The sequence below is a fragment of the Methylobacterium sp. Leaf102 genome (genome assembly GCF_001422425.1).
GTDB lineage: Bacteria > Pseudomonadota > Alphaproteobacteria > Rhizobiales > Beijerinckiaceae > Methylobacterium.
This window is the reverse complement of record NZ_LMMX01000023.1, coordinates 493043-505664: the sequence shown is the minus strand read 5'-3', so window position 1 is coordinate 505664 and position 12622 is coordinate 493043. Positions and strand designations below refer to the sequence as shown.

At 72.7% G+C, this 12622-nt stretch carries 14 protein-coding genes; 4 read left to right on the top strand and 10 right to left on the bottom strand.

The window, feature by feature from the left end:
• Positions 1 to 64: 64 nt before the first annotated feature.
• Positions 65 to 1234, top strand: coding sequence for a PHB depolymerase family esterase (locus tag ASF27_RS13850; RefSeq protein ID WP_056360824.1), 1170 nt, complete (start codon positions 65 to 67; stop codon positions 1232 to 1234).
• Here the strand turns inward: ASF27_RS13850 and panC are convergent.
• The 9 genes from panC to ASF27_RS13805 form a co-directional block, all read right to left on the bottom strand.
• Positions 1224 to 2084 carry a pantoate--beta-alanine ligase gene (panC, locus tag ASF27_RS13845; RefSeq protein ID WP_056360821.1) on the bottom strand — a complete coding sequence of 287 codons (861 nt, stop codon included), beginning with the start codon at positions 2082 to 2084 and terminating at the stop codon, positions 1224 to 1226. The genes ASF27_RS13850 and panC overlap by 11 nt on opposite strands.
• 67 nt (positions 2085 to 2151) lie before the next feature.
• The gene (locus ASF27_RS13840) at positions 2152 to 2544 is read right to left on the bottom strand and encodes a hypothetical protein (RefSeq protein WP_056172724.1); all 393 of its coding nucleotides are present in this window, start codon (positions 2542 to 2544) and stop codon (positions 2152 to 2154) included.
• Positions 2545 to 2609: 65 nt separating this feature from the next.
• Positions 2610 to 3839 (bottom strand): hypothetical protein, encoded by a 1230-nt coding sequence (locus ASF27_RS13835; protein ID WP_244481008.1) that lies wholly within the window; start codon positions 3837 to 3839, stop codon positions 2610 to 2612.
• Between the two features lie 152 nt (positions 3840 to 3991).
• Positions 3992 to 4888: a tetratricopeptide repeat protein gene (locus ASF27_RS13830; RefSeq protein ID WP_056266832.1), complete on the bottom strand. Its 897-nt coding sequence runs from the start codon at positions 4886 to 4888 to the stop codon at positions 3992 to 3994.
• Complete coding sequence (locus tag ASF27_RS13825) at positions 4888 to 5817, bottom strand: vWA domain-containing protein (RefSeq protein ID WP_056267123.1); 930 nt, start codon at positions 5815 to 5817, stop codon at positions 4888 to 4890. The genes ASF27_RS13830 and ASF27_RS13825 overlap by 1 nt, the downstream gene beginning before the upstream one ends.
• Entirely contained in the window at positions 5814 to 6830 is a 1017-nt protein-coding gene (locus ASF27_RS13820) for a VWA domain-containing protein (RefSeq protein ID WP_056172713.1), read from the bottom strand. Before ASF27_RS13820 ends, ASF27_RS13825 begins: the two co-directional genes overlap by 4 nt.
• A 1-nt stretch (position 6831) precedes the next feature.
• Positions 6832 to 7308 (bottom strand): DUF4381 family protein, encoded by a 477-nt coding sequence (locus ASF27_RS13815; RefSeq protein ID WP_056172710.1) that lies wholly within the window; start codon positions 7306 to 7308, stop codon positions 6832 to 6834.
• A 24-nt stretch (positions 7309 to 7332) separates the two neighbouring features.
• Entirely contained in the window at positions 7333 to 8256 is a 924-nt protein-coding gene (locus tag ASF27_RS13810) for a DUF58 domain-containing protein (protein WP_056360815.1), read from the bottom strand.
• A gap of 8 nt (positions 8257 to 8264) precedes the next feature.
• Positions 8265 to 9269, bottom strand: a complete 1005-nt coding sequence (locus ASF27_RS13805; RefSeq protein WP_056172704.1) for an AAA family ATPase — start codon at positions 9267 to 9269, stop codon at positions 8265 to 8267.
• A 260-nt stretch (positions 9270 to 9529) separates the two neighbouring features.
• Between ASF27_RS13805 and ASF27_RS13800 the strand changes: the two genes are divergently transcribed.
• The 3 genes from ASF27_RS13800 (at position 9530) to ASF27_RS13790 (ending at position 12016) form a co-directional block, all read left to right on the top strand.
• Positions 9530 to 10429, top strand: coding sequence for an alpha/beta hydrolase (locus ASF27_RS13800; RefSeq protein WP_056360812.1), 900 nt, complete (start codon positions 9530 to 9532; stop codon positions 10427 to 10429).
• 45 nt (positions 10430 to 10474) lie between these two features.
• Positions 10475 to 11185, top strand: coding sequence for an MgtC/SapB family protein (locus ASF27_RS13795; RefSeq protein WP_056360809.1), 711 nt, complete (start codon positions 10475 to 10477; stop codon positions 11183 to 11185).
• Positions 11186 to 11332: 147 nt separating this feature from the next.
• On the top strand, positions 11333 to 12016 hold the full coding sequence (locus tag ASF27_RS13790) for an SDR family oxidoreductase (RefSeq protein WP_056360806.1): 684 nt from the start codon (positions 11333 to 11335) through the stop codon (positions 12014 to 12016).
• Positions 12017 to 12076: 60 nt separating this feature from the next.
• Here ASF27_RS13790 and ASF27_RS13785 read toward each other — a convergent pair whose 3' ends face one another.
• On the bottom strand, positions 12077 to 12406 hold the full coding sequence (locus tag ASF27_RS13785) for a hypothetical protein (protein ID WP_244473084.1): 330 nt from the start codon (positions 12404 to 12406) through the stop codon (positions 12077 to 12079).
• Positions 12407 to 12622: the final 216 nt, after the last annotated feature.

The window sequence follows — 12622 nt, the reverse complement described above, 5'->3', positions numbered from 1 at the left end:
CAACCCCGCCCCGGACCGTTCGTGCGTCCCCTGGTGCCGCGCAGAACCTGAAAGCGAATCTCCGATGAGCGATCAACAGAACCGGATGCAGGACCGCTTGGCCGACATGATGGAGGCGACCCGGCTCACCGCCACGGGGCGCATTGGCGACGCATCGGCTCTGATCCAGCGCAGCATGAACGAAGGTCTCGAGCCGCACGGCCACGTGTCCCAGCCAGCAGAAACCGCCGGTCTGACCGACCGCCTGCGCAAGGTGGTCGAGTCGGTGACGCAGGGTCTGGAGCGCAGCGTCGCGCCCGTCCTGGAAGGGCTCGGCGTATCGGGCCGCGTCGGGCGCAGACCGGACGAGGAGGCGATGCCCGCCACCCCGGAGCCCGCCACCACCGGCGAGAGCAGCTTCACCGACGGCAGCCATACGGGTCCGCACGGGACCCGCGAGTACAAGCTGTTCGTGCCCAAGGCCCATCCGGGCACCCGCCCCCTGGTGGTGATGCTTCACGGCTGCAGCCAGTCGCCGGCCGACTTCGCCGCCGGCACCGGGATGAACACCCTGGCCGAGACGCACGGATTCTACGTCCTCTATCCCGGCCAGACGAGCCGGGCCAACGGGCAGCGCTGCTGGAACTGGTTCCAACCGGGCGACCAGGACCGCGAGGCCGGCGAGACCGGCATCATCGCCGGCATGACCCGCGCGGTCGTCGCCGAGCATCGGATTAATCCCCGCCACGTCTTCATCGCCGGCCTCTCGGCGGGCGGGGCGGCGGCGGCCAACGTGGCCCACGCCTATCCCGAACTCTTCGCGGCGGTGGGCATCCATTCGGGGTTGGCGGCGGGGTGCGCCCGCGACGTCTCGGCGGCGTTGACCGTGATGCGCCTCGGGCCCGTGGCGGCGGCCGATTGCATAGCCCCCGTCACGCCCATGCCGACCATCGTGGTCCACGGCGAGAGTGACGGCACGGTCAATCCGCTCAACGGCGAGCAGGCGCTCACCCAGGCGGGCATCGCCGGTTTGACCCCGGAAGTCACCGAGGCCGTCAGCCCCGGCGGACTTCCCTACATCCGCACCCGCTACGCCGATGCGGCCGGGCACGTCTCCGTCGAGAGCTGGTTGGTCCGGGGACTCGGCCACGCCTGGTCGGGCGGCACTATGGCTGGAAGCTACACCGATCCGCGTGGGCCGGACGCGTCGCGCGCCATGCTGAACTTCTTCCTCGCCAACCCCCTCAAGCCCTGAGTGCGGCCACGTTGTCGATGAGGCGGGTGCGGCCGAGATAGGCCGCCGCCAGAACCCGTACGGGCCGGCTGGCCCGCGTCGCCGGCTCCAGGGTCTCGGCGTCGCGGACCTCCAAATACTGCACGGGCGAAAAACCCGCTGCCTCCAGTTCGGCCCGGCCCCCGGCCACCAGCGGCTCCGCCTCGGCTCCGGCGGCGAGGCCCGTGGCGATGGCCGACAGGACCGCGTGCAGGCGCGGCGCGGCGCGGCGCTCCTCGGGACTGAGGTAGCGGTTGCGCGAGGACAGGGCGAGGCCGTCCGCCTCGCGAAGGGTCGCCACGCCCTGGATCTCCACGGGCAGGTCGAGGTCGCGCACGGCGCGGCGGATCACCTGAAGCTGCTGATAATCCTTCTCGCCGAACAGGGCGATGTCGGGCTGCACCCGATTGAGGAGCTTCGTCACCACGGTGGCGACCCCGGAAAAGTGCCCCGGGCGGAACTGGCCGCACAGGCCCTGCGTGAGGCTATCGACCTCGACGCGGGTGGAAAAGTCCGGCGGATACATGGCAGCGACATCGGGCAAGTAGGCGGCATCGGCCCCGGCCTCCGCCAGGAGGGCCAGATCGGCCTCCGTATCGCGCGGATACCGCGAAAAATCCTCGGTCGGGCCGAACTGCGTCGGGTTGACGAAGATGCTCGCCACCACGCGGCGTCCCAACTCACGCGCCCGCGCCACGAGGGCGAGGTGGCCCGCATGCAGGGCCCCCATGGTCGGCACCAGCACCACGGATTCGCCGGCCTTGCGCCACGCCGCGCCTTGCGCGCGCAACGGCGCCACGGCCTCGAAGCGAAGGAGGGATGAATCGGGCATTGCGGCTTCCGTCCGGGTCACGGGTCTGGCCGCAGACCTAAACGCCCGCCCGCATCCGCGCCAGTCGTTAGGGACAGTAGGGCAGCAGGGGGCGGCCGTAGGGATCGTCGACGCCCAGCGGCGGCGTGAAACCGTAATAGCTCGGTTTGCCGAGGCCATAGGCGGAACCGACATAGCTCGGGTCACCGGGCCGGTCGGTGGGCACGGGTGCGCGGCGCGGGATGCACCCGGCCACGCGACGGCGTGGGACGGGGGCCCGGCGCACCACCGAATCGTCGCCTTCGGCCCGGGGGAAATAACGCGGCAACGGCGCGACACCGTCGAGCGCTTCATACCCTTCGGTGGGGCGCCCGGCGTCGAGGAAGTCCGCCGCACGGGCCGGCCAGCCGACCAGAAGGCCGAGGGCGATCAGCCCCCCCGGGCGCCAAGACCGCCCCGTCGCCGTCACCCTGCGCCGCATCCACCCACTCCCCGCGCGTCAGGGTTGGCAGAGGGACGTAAACCGGTGGTTAACCATGCCGGCCCTCAGGCCCGCCCGTCGAGGTCGGCCAGACGTCCGCGATCGGTTCCGGTCGGAGCGGCGGCTCGGACCGGCCGGCCGAGGCGACGCGCGAGATCCGTCAGGTCGGGGGCGGTGACCGAACCGCGCCCGTAGAGGGTGCCGTCGAGGGCATCGAGGCCGGCGGCGATGGCGGGGTCCGCCCGCCAGGCCCGCGCGAGATCCGGCGCGCCCTGGAGGACGGGTGCGAGGCGGGCCCGGAAGGCGGTCGCGTCACCGGCGGCGGCGGCCAGGACGAGGGCCCGTCGGGTCGCGCGATCGAGGCGCGCGCGCGACCGCGTGGGCGCCCCGAACCCGACGAGCGCCAGACCGAGCCCGAACGCGGCCAGGGCCGCCCCGACCACGACGAGGGGCGAGGCCGGCGTGATCGGCTTGGCGTCCTCCTCCCGGTCGGGCAGGCCGCCGCCGATCTGCCGGGCCGGAATCTCGGCCTCGCGCAGGGTGCGCGACACGGTGTCGAACCACGGGATGATGATGGCGTCCAACGGGATCACCTCCGCGATGGCGGGGCGCACGTCCCACTGGTAGGTCGCCCGGGCGATGGGCCCGGTGGGGGTGATGATGGTCTCGCGGGTCACAGGTCCGGCGAAGGTGAGGATGCCGCGCGTGCGCATGACCGGCCGGGGCGGCAGGCCTTCGGCGACCATGCCGTGCGCCTCCAGGGTGACGATGCGCCGGGTACTCTCGCCGATCTTCACCGTCTCCGGGTCCGGGCTCCACGAATCCGTGATGGTGACCTCGCGGGCCGGAAGCCACCATGGCTCCTTGGCGTCGGGCCCGCCGACGGGCTTCGTCCAGTTCGCGACGGAGAGCTGCACCGGGGGCGAGGGCACGTCGACCACTTTCCGGACGCCGCCGTCGTTGACCGTCAGCCGGTGGAGGAACGGCTCGATGGTGAAGTCGCCCGCATGGTGCGGGAAGATCGCCACCACCCGGTCGAACGCGATGGCGACCTGCCCGTCGGGCAGGCGCGTCTTCGACCACGTATCGCGGCCGAGTTGGGTCCAGCTGAAATTCGCCAGCGACGGCTGGATCACCTCCTCCAGCAGGATCGGCTGGCGATAGACCCCGCGGATGCGCAACAGCACCATCTCGCGGGAGAACGGATCGGCGTTGCCGTTGCGCTCCGGGGTCACCGTAAGGGTGAGGTCGCCGGGGTCGATCTCGGCGCGAGCGGGGGCGTTCGCGAAGAGCATGATCAAAATCAACATCGCAAGGGATGTGATGCCAATCCCCGCAGACGGCTGCCGATCGCAGCGCGGGTCCCCTCTCCTGGAAGGAGAGGGACAGGGTGTGGCTCCTCCGCCAGAACCGGTCAGGTTCAACGACCGAGGCCGACGGCCAAAGCTCACCATGGGTTGCTCCCCCCCGGCACGGCCGTGCCGGCCTCGACGCGCACGGCCTGCTCGGCCTTGAGGCGCAGCTTGAGATAGCGGCCGGGATCGTCCGGCAGGGTCTGGAGCCAGAGGCGGTCGGGCCGGATCTCGTGGGCTTCGAAGCTCTTCGTCACCCGGCGCGCTTCCCGCTCGGGCGCGGCGGCGACCATGGCCGAACCGGCGCCCGTGCGCCCGCGCCCGGCGGCATCGCTGGCCGAGCCCCGCGCTTCGCCCTTGCCGGAATCCACCGAGACCTGCTCGGCCTTGCCGCGCCGCGCCACCTTGCTGTTGCCCGGCGTCGAGGAGGTGGTGCCCCCTTCCTTGTTGCCGGCCAGGCCCTCGCCGCTGGAGGTCGCCTGAGTGTCGTCGTTGGGGTCCTGGTTCGAGGTCTTGTTGTAGCGCGCGCCCGTGGTCGCGGTCGCGTTGGCGACCCCGCCGCCCTTGCCGGGATCGCCCGCCCCTTCGTCGACGAGGCGGGCGATGAGGGAGCGGTTGGCCTGGGCGTCCGCATCGCGCGGGTTGTAGGTGAGCGCCGCGTCGTAGGCGTCGAGTGCCCCCTGCAGATCGCCGGCCTTCGCCAGGGCGTTGCCGAGGTTGTAGGACCCGCGCCGCCCGGCCGCGCGGAACAGGGCCGCGGCTTCGTCGTAGCGCCCGGCTTGGTAGAGCGCCGGGCCGCGCCACGCCGGATCGTCGAGGATGGCGGCGGCGGCACCGGGCAGGCCGAGGCCCATGAGCGTGCGCCCGAGGCCCGTGCGCGGCTGCGACACCCCGGCGAGGCCGAGAATGCCCACTCCTGCGAGGCCGAGGCCGGCCAAGCGCGCCCAGGTGGTCCAGCGGCGCGGGCGGGGAAACGGAAACGCAAGTGGCATCAGGCGCTCCGGCGGAACAGGGCCAGCGCCGGCAGGAGCGCCAGCAGGATCAGCCAACGGCCGAGATCGGCGAAGGCCAGGACGGTGTAGCCGCCGGCGGCGAGGTGCTGGGCCGTACTCGCCCCGACGGTATCGAGGACGGGCCCCGGTGCGTCGAGGTCGGCGAGGCGTCCGCCGCCCGCGGCGACGAGGCGCTCCAGCGCCGCGCGGTCCGGTTTCGGCGACCCGGCCGGCAGGCTCGGACCGGCGGGCACGAACACGCCGCTCAAGGCCCAGCCCTTGGCCCGGATCGCCGCGGCCTCGCGGGCGGCGGCCTCGCCGATCCCGTCGCCATCCGTCACCAAAACCACGTCGCCCGCGATGACGCCGGCCTCCGAAAGAGTCCGGCGCGCCAGGGCGAGGCCGCGTTCGGGGTGGGTGCCCCGGTCGGGCACCGTGTCGCCGTCGAGCGCGAACAGGGTGGAGGCGAGGGCGTCGCGATCGGTGGTGGGCGGGATCGCCAGATAGGCGTCCCCGGCATAGACCACCACGGCGACGCTGCGGGTGCCGGCCGCCTGAGCGACGCCCTCGGCGATCTGGCGCACGTCCTTGAGGCGGCCTCCCTCGGCGACGGAGCGCGAGAGATCGACCACCACCACGGTGGCGTCGAGGTTGCGGAAGGTGGTGGCGTCGGGCCGTTCCACGGCGGGTCCCGTGAGAGCGAAGGCAATGAGACCGGCGGTCAGCGCCGCGGCGAGGTTCGCCTGCCGGCGCCCGCCGAGCACGGCGCCGCGCCGGGCGAGCAGCGCCATCAGGCCGGGATCGACGGCCTTGGCCCAGTCACCCAGCGGCGCCGAGCGCCAGGCCGCGCGAAGGGCCAGGATCGCCACCAGGGGGATCGCCACGAGCCACCAGGGCCGCAGGATCGCGAGGGCATCGAGGACACTCACGCGACCCGCCTCGCCGCCAGAAGGCCGGCCGCGCACAGGAACGCCACGGCGGCGGGCCAGGGCCACAGGTCCTTTCGCAGGGGCACGGGCGGCGCCTTGGCGCGTCCGCCCTCGATCTCGTCGATGGCGTCCGCCATGCCGACGAGGTCCTCGGTGGTCTTCACCCGGAACATCCGGCCGCCGGTGAGTTCGGCGATCTCCCGTAGGGTCTCGGTGTCGACCACGTCCTGCTCGCCGTCGGCGTTGGAGAGGTCGCGGGGGCCGAGCGCGATGGTGTGGACCCGGACTCCGAGTTCCTTGGCGAGGCCCGCGACGTCGCGCGGCGTGGTCTGGCCGGCATTGTTGGCCCCGTCCGTCATCAGGATCACCACCTTGGCGGTCACGGGCGGCCCAGCCTCGCCGGTCTCGGCCGAGGGTGGTGGGGTCAGGCGCTTCAGGGCGAGGCCGAGGCCATCGCCGATGCCGGTGGAGCGGCCGACGAGGCCGATGGTCGCCTCGTCCAGTGCCCGGGCGACGGTGGCGGTGTCGAAGCTCGGGCTCGCGGCGACGTAGGATTCGTTGGCGAAGATCACGAGGCCGATGCGGTCGCCGGCCCGGCGGCGGATGAAGTCGGTGCCGACGCGCTTGACCGCCGCCAGCCGGTTCACGGTCTGGCCGTCGAGGGCGAAGTCGCGCCGCTCCATGCTGCCGGACAGGTCCATCACCAGCATGATCTCACGGCCCGAGGCCGGCAGCGCCGTGGCGGGCAGGACGAGGCGGGGACCCGCCAGCGCGGCGACGAGGGCCACCCACAGGGTCCAGACCAGCACAGCGCGGCCCCGCCCGCGCGCGGCGACGCTGTCGCCCCGGGCCGCCGCGGCGACGAGGGAGGCGGGCACGCGCAGGGCCCCGCTCGAGCCGACCCGCTCGGCCGGCATCAGGCGCGCCGCCAGCAGCGGCAGGGGCAGGAGCAGCAGGGCGTAGGGGCTCGCGAGGTCGAACGCCGAGGCTAGCGCGGTGAGCCAGTTCGGCATGTCAGGCCCCGATCCGCTGCATCAGCCGGACGAGCTCGGCGTCGATGGCGCCGGGCTCGGACGCCTCGCGGCGGTAAAGGCCGTCGGCGAAGGTTCGGCCGGCGCCCTTGGTGAAGAAGTCCGTGGCGAACAGGCCGTCGAGGGTGGCGGCCCAATCGCTCCCCTGCGTCGAGGCCGCGGCGTCGCCCCGCAGGGTGCGGGCGAGACGGCGCAGGAGTCGTGCCTGGGCGACCCGGCGCGGCCCCGGCGGCAGGGCGTTGGCGGCGGCGAGTTCGCGCGCGGCGGCCCGGCGCACGGTGTTGGCCTGCCGCGCCCTCAGGTACCGGACGAGGCCGACGAGGAGGGCCGCCGTGAAGCCCAGCGCGATGGCGAGCACCACCGGCCCCTGCGCCGCGCCGGCGGTCTCTGCGGGCAGGTGCAGCCCGCGCAGCTGGTCCAGGCTGGCGGGGATGTCGGCGGGGGCGTTTGCGGGATTCATGGGCACCGTCCGCCGGTGCGGGTTTCACAGCACCGCATCGAGCCGTTCCATGAGGGGAGCGTAGGCCTCCGGTCCGGCCTCGACATCGAGGCGCAGGCCCTCGATGCCGCGGCGGGCATACTCGACGAGGCGGGCATCGGCGTCGCCGGGCGGGCGGTCCGCCCGGTTCGCCTGCACCGTGCCGCGCCGGCCGTCTTGGGTGGCGAAAGGGTAGAAGCCCGGGGGGCGGGCCCGCTCGAAGGCGTCGCTGACCAGCACCAGACGGATCGACAGGCGCTCGGCCATCACCGTGAGGAGGTGCTCGAAATCCGCGCCCGGATTGTCGAGGGCGGTGCCGAGGACGAGGTGTCCACCGGAGGGCAGCAGGCTCTGGGCCAGGGTCAGGGCGCGCGACAGGGGCGGGTCCTGGGTCGCGGCGTCCGCCAGGGCCTGGGCATGGGCCATGGCCAGCGCTCCCGTGACGGCCGTCATGGCACGCTCGCCCCCGGCGGGGCGCACCACCACGGGCTCGCCCGCGCCCACCGCCACGAGGCCGACCCGGCCGCCATCGCCGGCCACCCGCCAGCCGAGGAGCACGAGGGCTTCGGCGGCGGCCACCGAGCGCAGGGCCCGGCGGGTGCCGAACAGCATCGAGGGGCGGACATCCACGAGGAGCACCACGGCGCGGTCGCGCTCGTCGTGATGGGTGCGGACATGCAGGATGCCCGTGCGGGCGGTGGCGTTGCGGTCGATGTGGCGGCGGTCGTCGCCCTCCGACCACAGGCGCACGTCGTCGGGCTCGGAGCCGCGCCCGCGCCGCCGGGTGACGATGCCGCCGGGCAGGCCCGCCAGGGTGCGCGTCGCCGGCGAGGTGCCGCGCCGGGCGAGGTGGCGCAGCCCCATGAGGGCCTCGCCCGAGAGGTGGATGCCGGGCGCCTGCGTCGGATCGGCGACGGACGGGGAGGCCATGGCGGGGCTCAGAGCGCCCGCACCCGCTGGACGAGGTCGCGGATGATGCCGCGCGCGGTCCTGCCCTCGGCCGCCGCCCGCCAAGTGAGGCCGATGCGGTGGGCCAGGGCGTCGGCGGCCAGATCCGCGATGTCCTCGGGGACGACGTGGTCGCGTCCACGCAGGTAGGCGCGCGCCTTGCCGGCGAGCATGAGGGCCAGGGTCCCGCGCGGCGAGGCCGGGTGCTCGATGGCGGCGCGCAGATCCGGCGCGGCCGAATCCGTGCGGGTGCCGGCCACCAGGCGCACAAGGTAGTCCTTCAGGGCGGGCGCGACGTAGACGGCCAGCGCCGCCTCCCGCGCGGCCCGGATCTCGGCAACCGAGAGTTTCACCGGCATCGCCTCGGCGTGGTGGTTCAGCTCGCCCTCGACGAGGTCGAGGATGCGGCGCTCGGCGGCCTCGTCGGGCATCTCCACCACCACGTGGAGGAGGAAGCGGTCGAGCTGGGCCTCCGGCAGGGGGAAGGTGCCGGCATGCTCGATGGGGTTCTGGGTCGCCACCACCATGAACGGGTCGGGCAGGCCGTGGGTGTGGCCCGAGACGGTGATCTGGCCCTCGGCCATGGCCTCCAGCAGGGCCGACTGGACCTTGGGCGGGGCGCGGTTCACCTCGTCGACGAGGACGAGGGAGTGGAACAGGGGGCCGGGCAGGAACTCGAAATCGCCGGCATCCTGACGCCACACGGTGGTGCCGGTGAGATCGGCCGGCATGAGGTCGGGCGTGCACTGGATCCGGGCGAAGCTGCCGTCGAGGCCGTCCGACAGGCGCTTGACCGCGCGGGTCTTGGCCAGGCCCGGCGCGCCCTCGATGAGGAGGTGTCCGCCGGTAAGCAGGCCGATGAGCAGGCGCTCCACCATAATGTCGGCGCCGATGAGCCCATGCAGCAGGCCGTCGCGCAGGGCGAGAACCCGCGCGTGCAGGGCTTGATCGAGGGGCGGCGCGGCCGGACGCTCGGCCAGCACGGCACCGCTCATGCGCACGACTCCGCGCGGGCGAAAACAGCCTTCGGGGCAAGGACGGTCAGCCGTACCATGCGCGTCTCCTCGACGATTTTTGGTGCGGGTTCTTAAGCGACCCACGTCGTCCGGGTGTGCCGGTGCGGGGCCCCAGCGTCAATCCCGCGGGCGCGGCCCGATGGCCGCACGGTCGATGTCGGGCAAATTGCCCGACGGCGCGTGGTCGGCCGCCGGAGGCGGCCCTACATCCGGCTCTCCATTGTCGGAGCCCGCGCCCCGTGACCACGGACCTCTTCCCCGGTTTCTCCGCCCCCTGGATCGACATCCCCGTCGGGCGCTTCTTTGCCCGGATCGGCGGGCCGGAGGACGCACCGCCCGTCCTGCTGCTGCACGGCTTTCCCCAGACCCATGCCTGCTGGCACCGGATCGCACCGGCGCTGGCCGAGACCCACCGGGTGATCTGCCTCGACCTGAAGGGGTACGGCTGGTCGGCCGCCCCCGAGGGCGATGCCCGGCATGAAACCTATGCCAAGCGTACCCTCGCCCGGGACGTCGTGGCCGTGATGGAGCATCTCGGGCACGTGCATTTCGCGCTCGTCGGTCACGATCGCGGCGCGCGCATCGGCTACCGTTTGGCCCTGGACGAGCCCGGCCGCGTCGCGCGCCTCGCACTGCTCGATATCCTGCCGACCCTGGTGCAGTGGGAGCGTATCGAAGCGTCGAGCGGGTCCGCGCATTGGAAGGATCTCGCCCGTCCGGCGCCCGAGCCGGAGAACGAGATCGGACGCGATCCCGACGGCTATTTCGAGGGCCTGCTGCGCGACTGGAGCAATGCCAAGTCGCTCGATGCCTTCGCGCCCGCCGCCCTCGCCCTCTACCGGCAGGGCTGGGCCGTGCCCGAGCGCATCCATGCGATGTGCGAGGATTACCGGGCCGGGGCGACCCGCGACCGCGAGGCGGATCTCGCCGATCTCGCCGCCCAGCGCACGATCCCCTGCCCGACCCTGATCCTGACCGGCGACGGGTATCTCGACCGCAGCGCCGAGGCGCCCCTCACCGCCTGGCAGCGCACCTTCGCGCCCAACGCGACGGCCGTCGATCTCATCTCAGGGCACTTCCTCGCGGAGGAGAACCCCGAGGGCACACGCGACGCTCTGCGCGCCTTCCTGGCGGCATAGGCGGATCCGTCACGGTTCCGTCACGCGGGATCGCGATGACACGGCATGCTCCCGTCCTCGCCGCTCCCCGAATTCGTCAATTCCGCCGTCAGCCTCATCGTCGCCTTCGGCCTCGGCACCCTCATCGGAGCCGAGCGGCAGTATCGGCAGCGCACGGCGGGCCTGCGCACCAACGTCCTCGTGGCCGTGGGCGCGGCCGCCTTCGTCGATCTCGGCATGCGCCTGGAGGGGGCGGCCGGCGGCACCCGCACGGTGGCCTACGTGATCTCCGGTGTCGGCTTCCTCGGCGCCGGCGTGATCATGAAGGAGGGCATGAACGTGCGTGGCCTCAACACGGCAGCGACCCTGTGGTGCTCGGCCGCCGTCGGCGCCTTCGCGGGCGCGGACTTCCCCCTGGAAGCCGCCTTCGTCACGGCGGCCGTGCTCGCCGGCAACACCTTACTGCGCCCCCTGGTCAACGCGATCAACCGGGCGCCGATCGACGAGAGCCAGACGGAGGCGACCTACGAGGTCCAAGTGACCGTGCAGGCGGAGTCCGTCGGCCCCGCGCGAGACCTTCTCGTCGAACGCCTCGAGGCGGCGAACTACCCCGTCGGCGGGATCGAAGTGGTGGAGCGCGGCGAGGACACCGTCGAGGTGGTGGCGACCCTCGTCGCCACGGCGGTGGCGGCGGCCGAACTCGACGCCGTGACGACGGCCCTCGAACGCATGCCCCTCGTCACCCACGCCACATGGTCGGTACAGACCGCCGATTGATGGCCGAATCCCGCGTGCGCCCGCGCACCTCCAGGGCGTTCCGGCGCATTGCCGCGGGATGATCCGCGACCGACCTCAGACGCATCGGGTCCACGCGCGACCAGGCTCCGCCCTGGCCACGATCCCGGACCGTGAGGATCGAACACCATGGCAGACCAGAAGAACGCACTCATCGTCGGGGCCTCGCGCGGCCTCGGTCTCGGCCTCGTCGAGACGTTCCTGCAGCGCGGCTGGCGGGTCACCGCCACCCAGCGCTCGACCGCGCCGGGGCTCGCAGCCCTGTCGTCCGACGCATTGCGCATCGAGACCGCCGATATCGACGACGATGGCGCCGTCGCGTCCCTCCGCGAAACCCTGTCGGGCGAACGCTACGACCTGATCTTCGTGGTCGCCGGCGTCGCGACGCAGGCGCATGAACCGCTCCACGCCGTTCCGCGCGACGTGGCGGCCCAGGTCTACCTCACCAATGCGGTGAGCCCGATCCGCTTCGCCGAAGCCTTCCTCGACCGGCTCGCGCCGAAGGGCCTCGTCGCCTTCATGAGTTCGGTCCTCGGCAGCGTCGGCCTCAACGAATCGGGCGGCTGGGAGAATTACCGGGCGAGCAAGGCGGCGCTGAACACGCTGGCCCGCAGCTTCGAGGTCCGCCACCGCGACGCCGGCTTCGGCGTGATGCTGATGCATCCGGGCTGGGTCCGCACCGAGATGGGCGGGGCGGACGCGGACATCGACGTCGCCACCAGCGTCACCGGCATGTCCGACGTCATCAAGGGCCGCCTCGGCCAGACCGGCTGCGTCTACGTCGACTACACCGGCAAGACGCTCGACTGGTAGTCGAGACGCTCGACTGGTAGTCGAGGACCGATCGCCCCGGGCGACCGGGGCGGTCCGAACCTACCGGCTCAAGGGCGGACGCCCGCGCCGCTCGACGATGACGGGCGGACGGGTGCGGCGCTCGACGATCACCGTACGCGGCGCACGGTTCGGGCTGCCGGCCGTCAGGATGCGTTCGGGCATCCGTTCGGGCTTGGCCTTCGCGGCGGCCAGGACATGCGGGCGGATCTCGTCGGCAGGCAGGCCGATCAGGCCGGCGGCGATCTCGACCTGATGCTCGACCTCGTCGGCGAGATCCTGCGCGGCGGCCACCGCCTCCGGAATCGTCGGTGGCTCCCGGCGCACGCGGATCGGCGGCAGGTCCTTGAAGGATTTCGGGGTCTTCTTCACGGCAGGACTCGCGCTCGGCATTCCATCACCATACGCCGTGGACAGGCTATGTGCAGTGCACAAAATCGCGTTCGGCGGTTGCGTCGCAGACATCGCTGGGGAATTGAGTTCACGGAGCCGGACGCTTCGGTTTCCACGCAAAGGATGCGCCGGTCGCAAACCGCCTTCCGAGACGTGTCGAAGTGCCGCACCGTTGCGGCCACCAACGGCGCGACG

Coding starts and splice junctions, on each gene's coding strand:
- ASF27_RS13820 (WP_056172713.1), bottom strand. CDS start 6,830: ATGCCGAACTGGCTCACCGCGCTAGCCTCGGCGTTCGACCTCGCGAGC.
- panC (WP_056360821.1), bottom strand. CDS start 2,084: ATGCCCGATTCATCCCTCCTTCGCTTCGAGGCCGTGGCGCCGTTGCGC.
- ASF27_RS13835 (WP_244481008.1), bottom strand. CDS start 3,839: ATGCTCTTCGCGAACGCCCCCGCTCGCGCCGAGATCGACCCCGGCGAC.
- ASF27_RS13795 (WP_056360809.1), top strand. CDS start 10,475: ATGCTCCCGTCCTCGCCGCTCCCCGAATTCGTCAATTCCGCCGTCAGC.
- ASF27_RS13840 (WP_056172724.1), bottom strand. CDS start 2,544: ATGCGGCGCAGGGTGACGGCGACGGGGCGGTCTTGGCGCCCGGGGGGG.
- ASF27_RS13790 (WP_056360806.1), top strand. CDS start 11,333: ATGGCAGACCAGAAGAACGCACTCATCGTCGGGGCCTCGCGCGGCCTC.
- ASF27_RS13815 (WP_056172710.1), bottom strand. CDS start 7,308: ATGAATCCCGCAAACGCCCCCGCCGACATCCCCGCCAGCCTGGACCAG.
- ASF27_RS13810 (WP_056360815.1), bottom strand. CDS start 8,256: ATGGCCTCCCCGTCCGTCGCCGATCCGACGCAGGCGCCCGGCATCCAC.
- ASF27_RS13850 (WP_056360824.1), top strand. CDS start 65: ATGAGCGATCAACAGAACCGGATGCAGGACCGCTTGGCCGACATGATG.
- ASF27_RS13805 (WP_056172704.1), bottom strand. CDS start 9,269: ATGAGCGGTGCCGTGCTGGCCGAGCGTCCGGCCGCGCCGCCCCTCGAT.
- ASF27_RS13830 (WP_056266832.1), bottom strand. CDS start 4,888: ATGCCACTTGCGTTTCCGTTTCCCCGCCCGCGCCGCTGGACCACCTGG.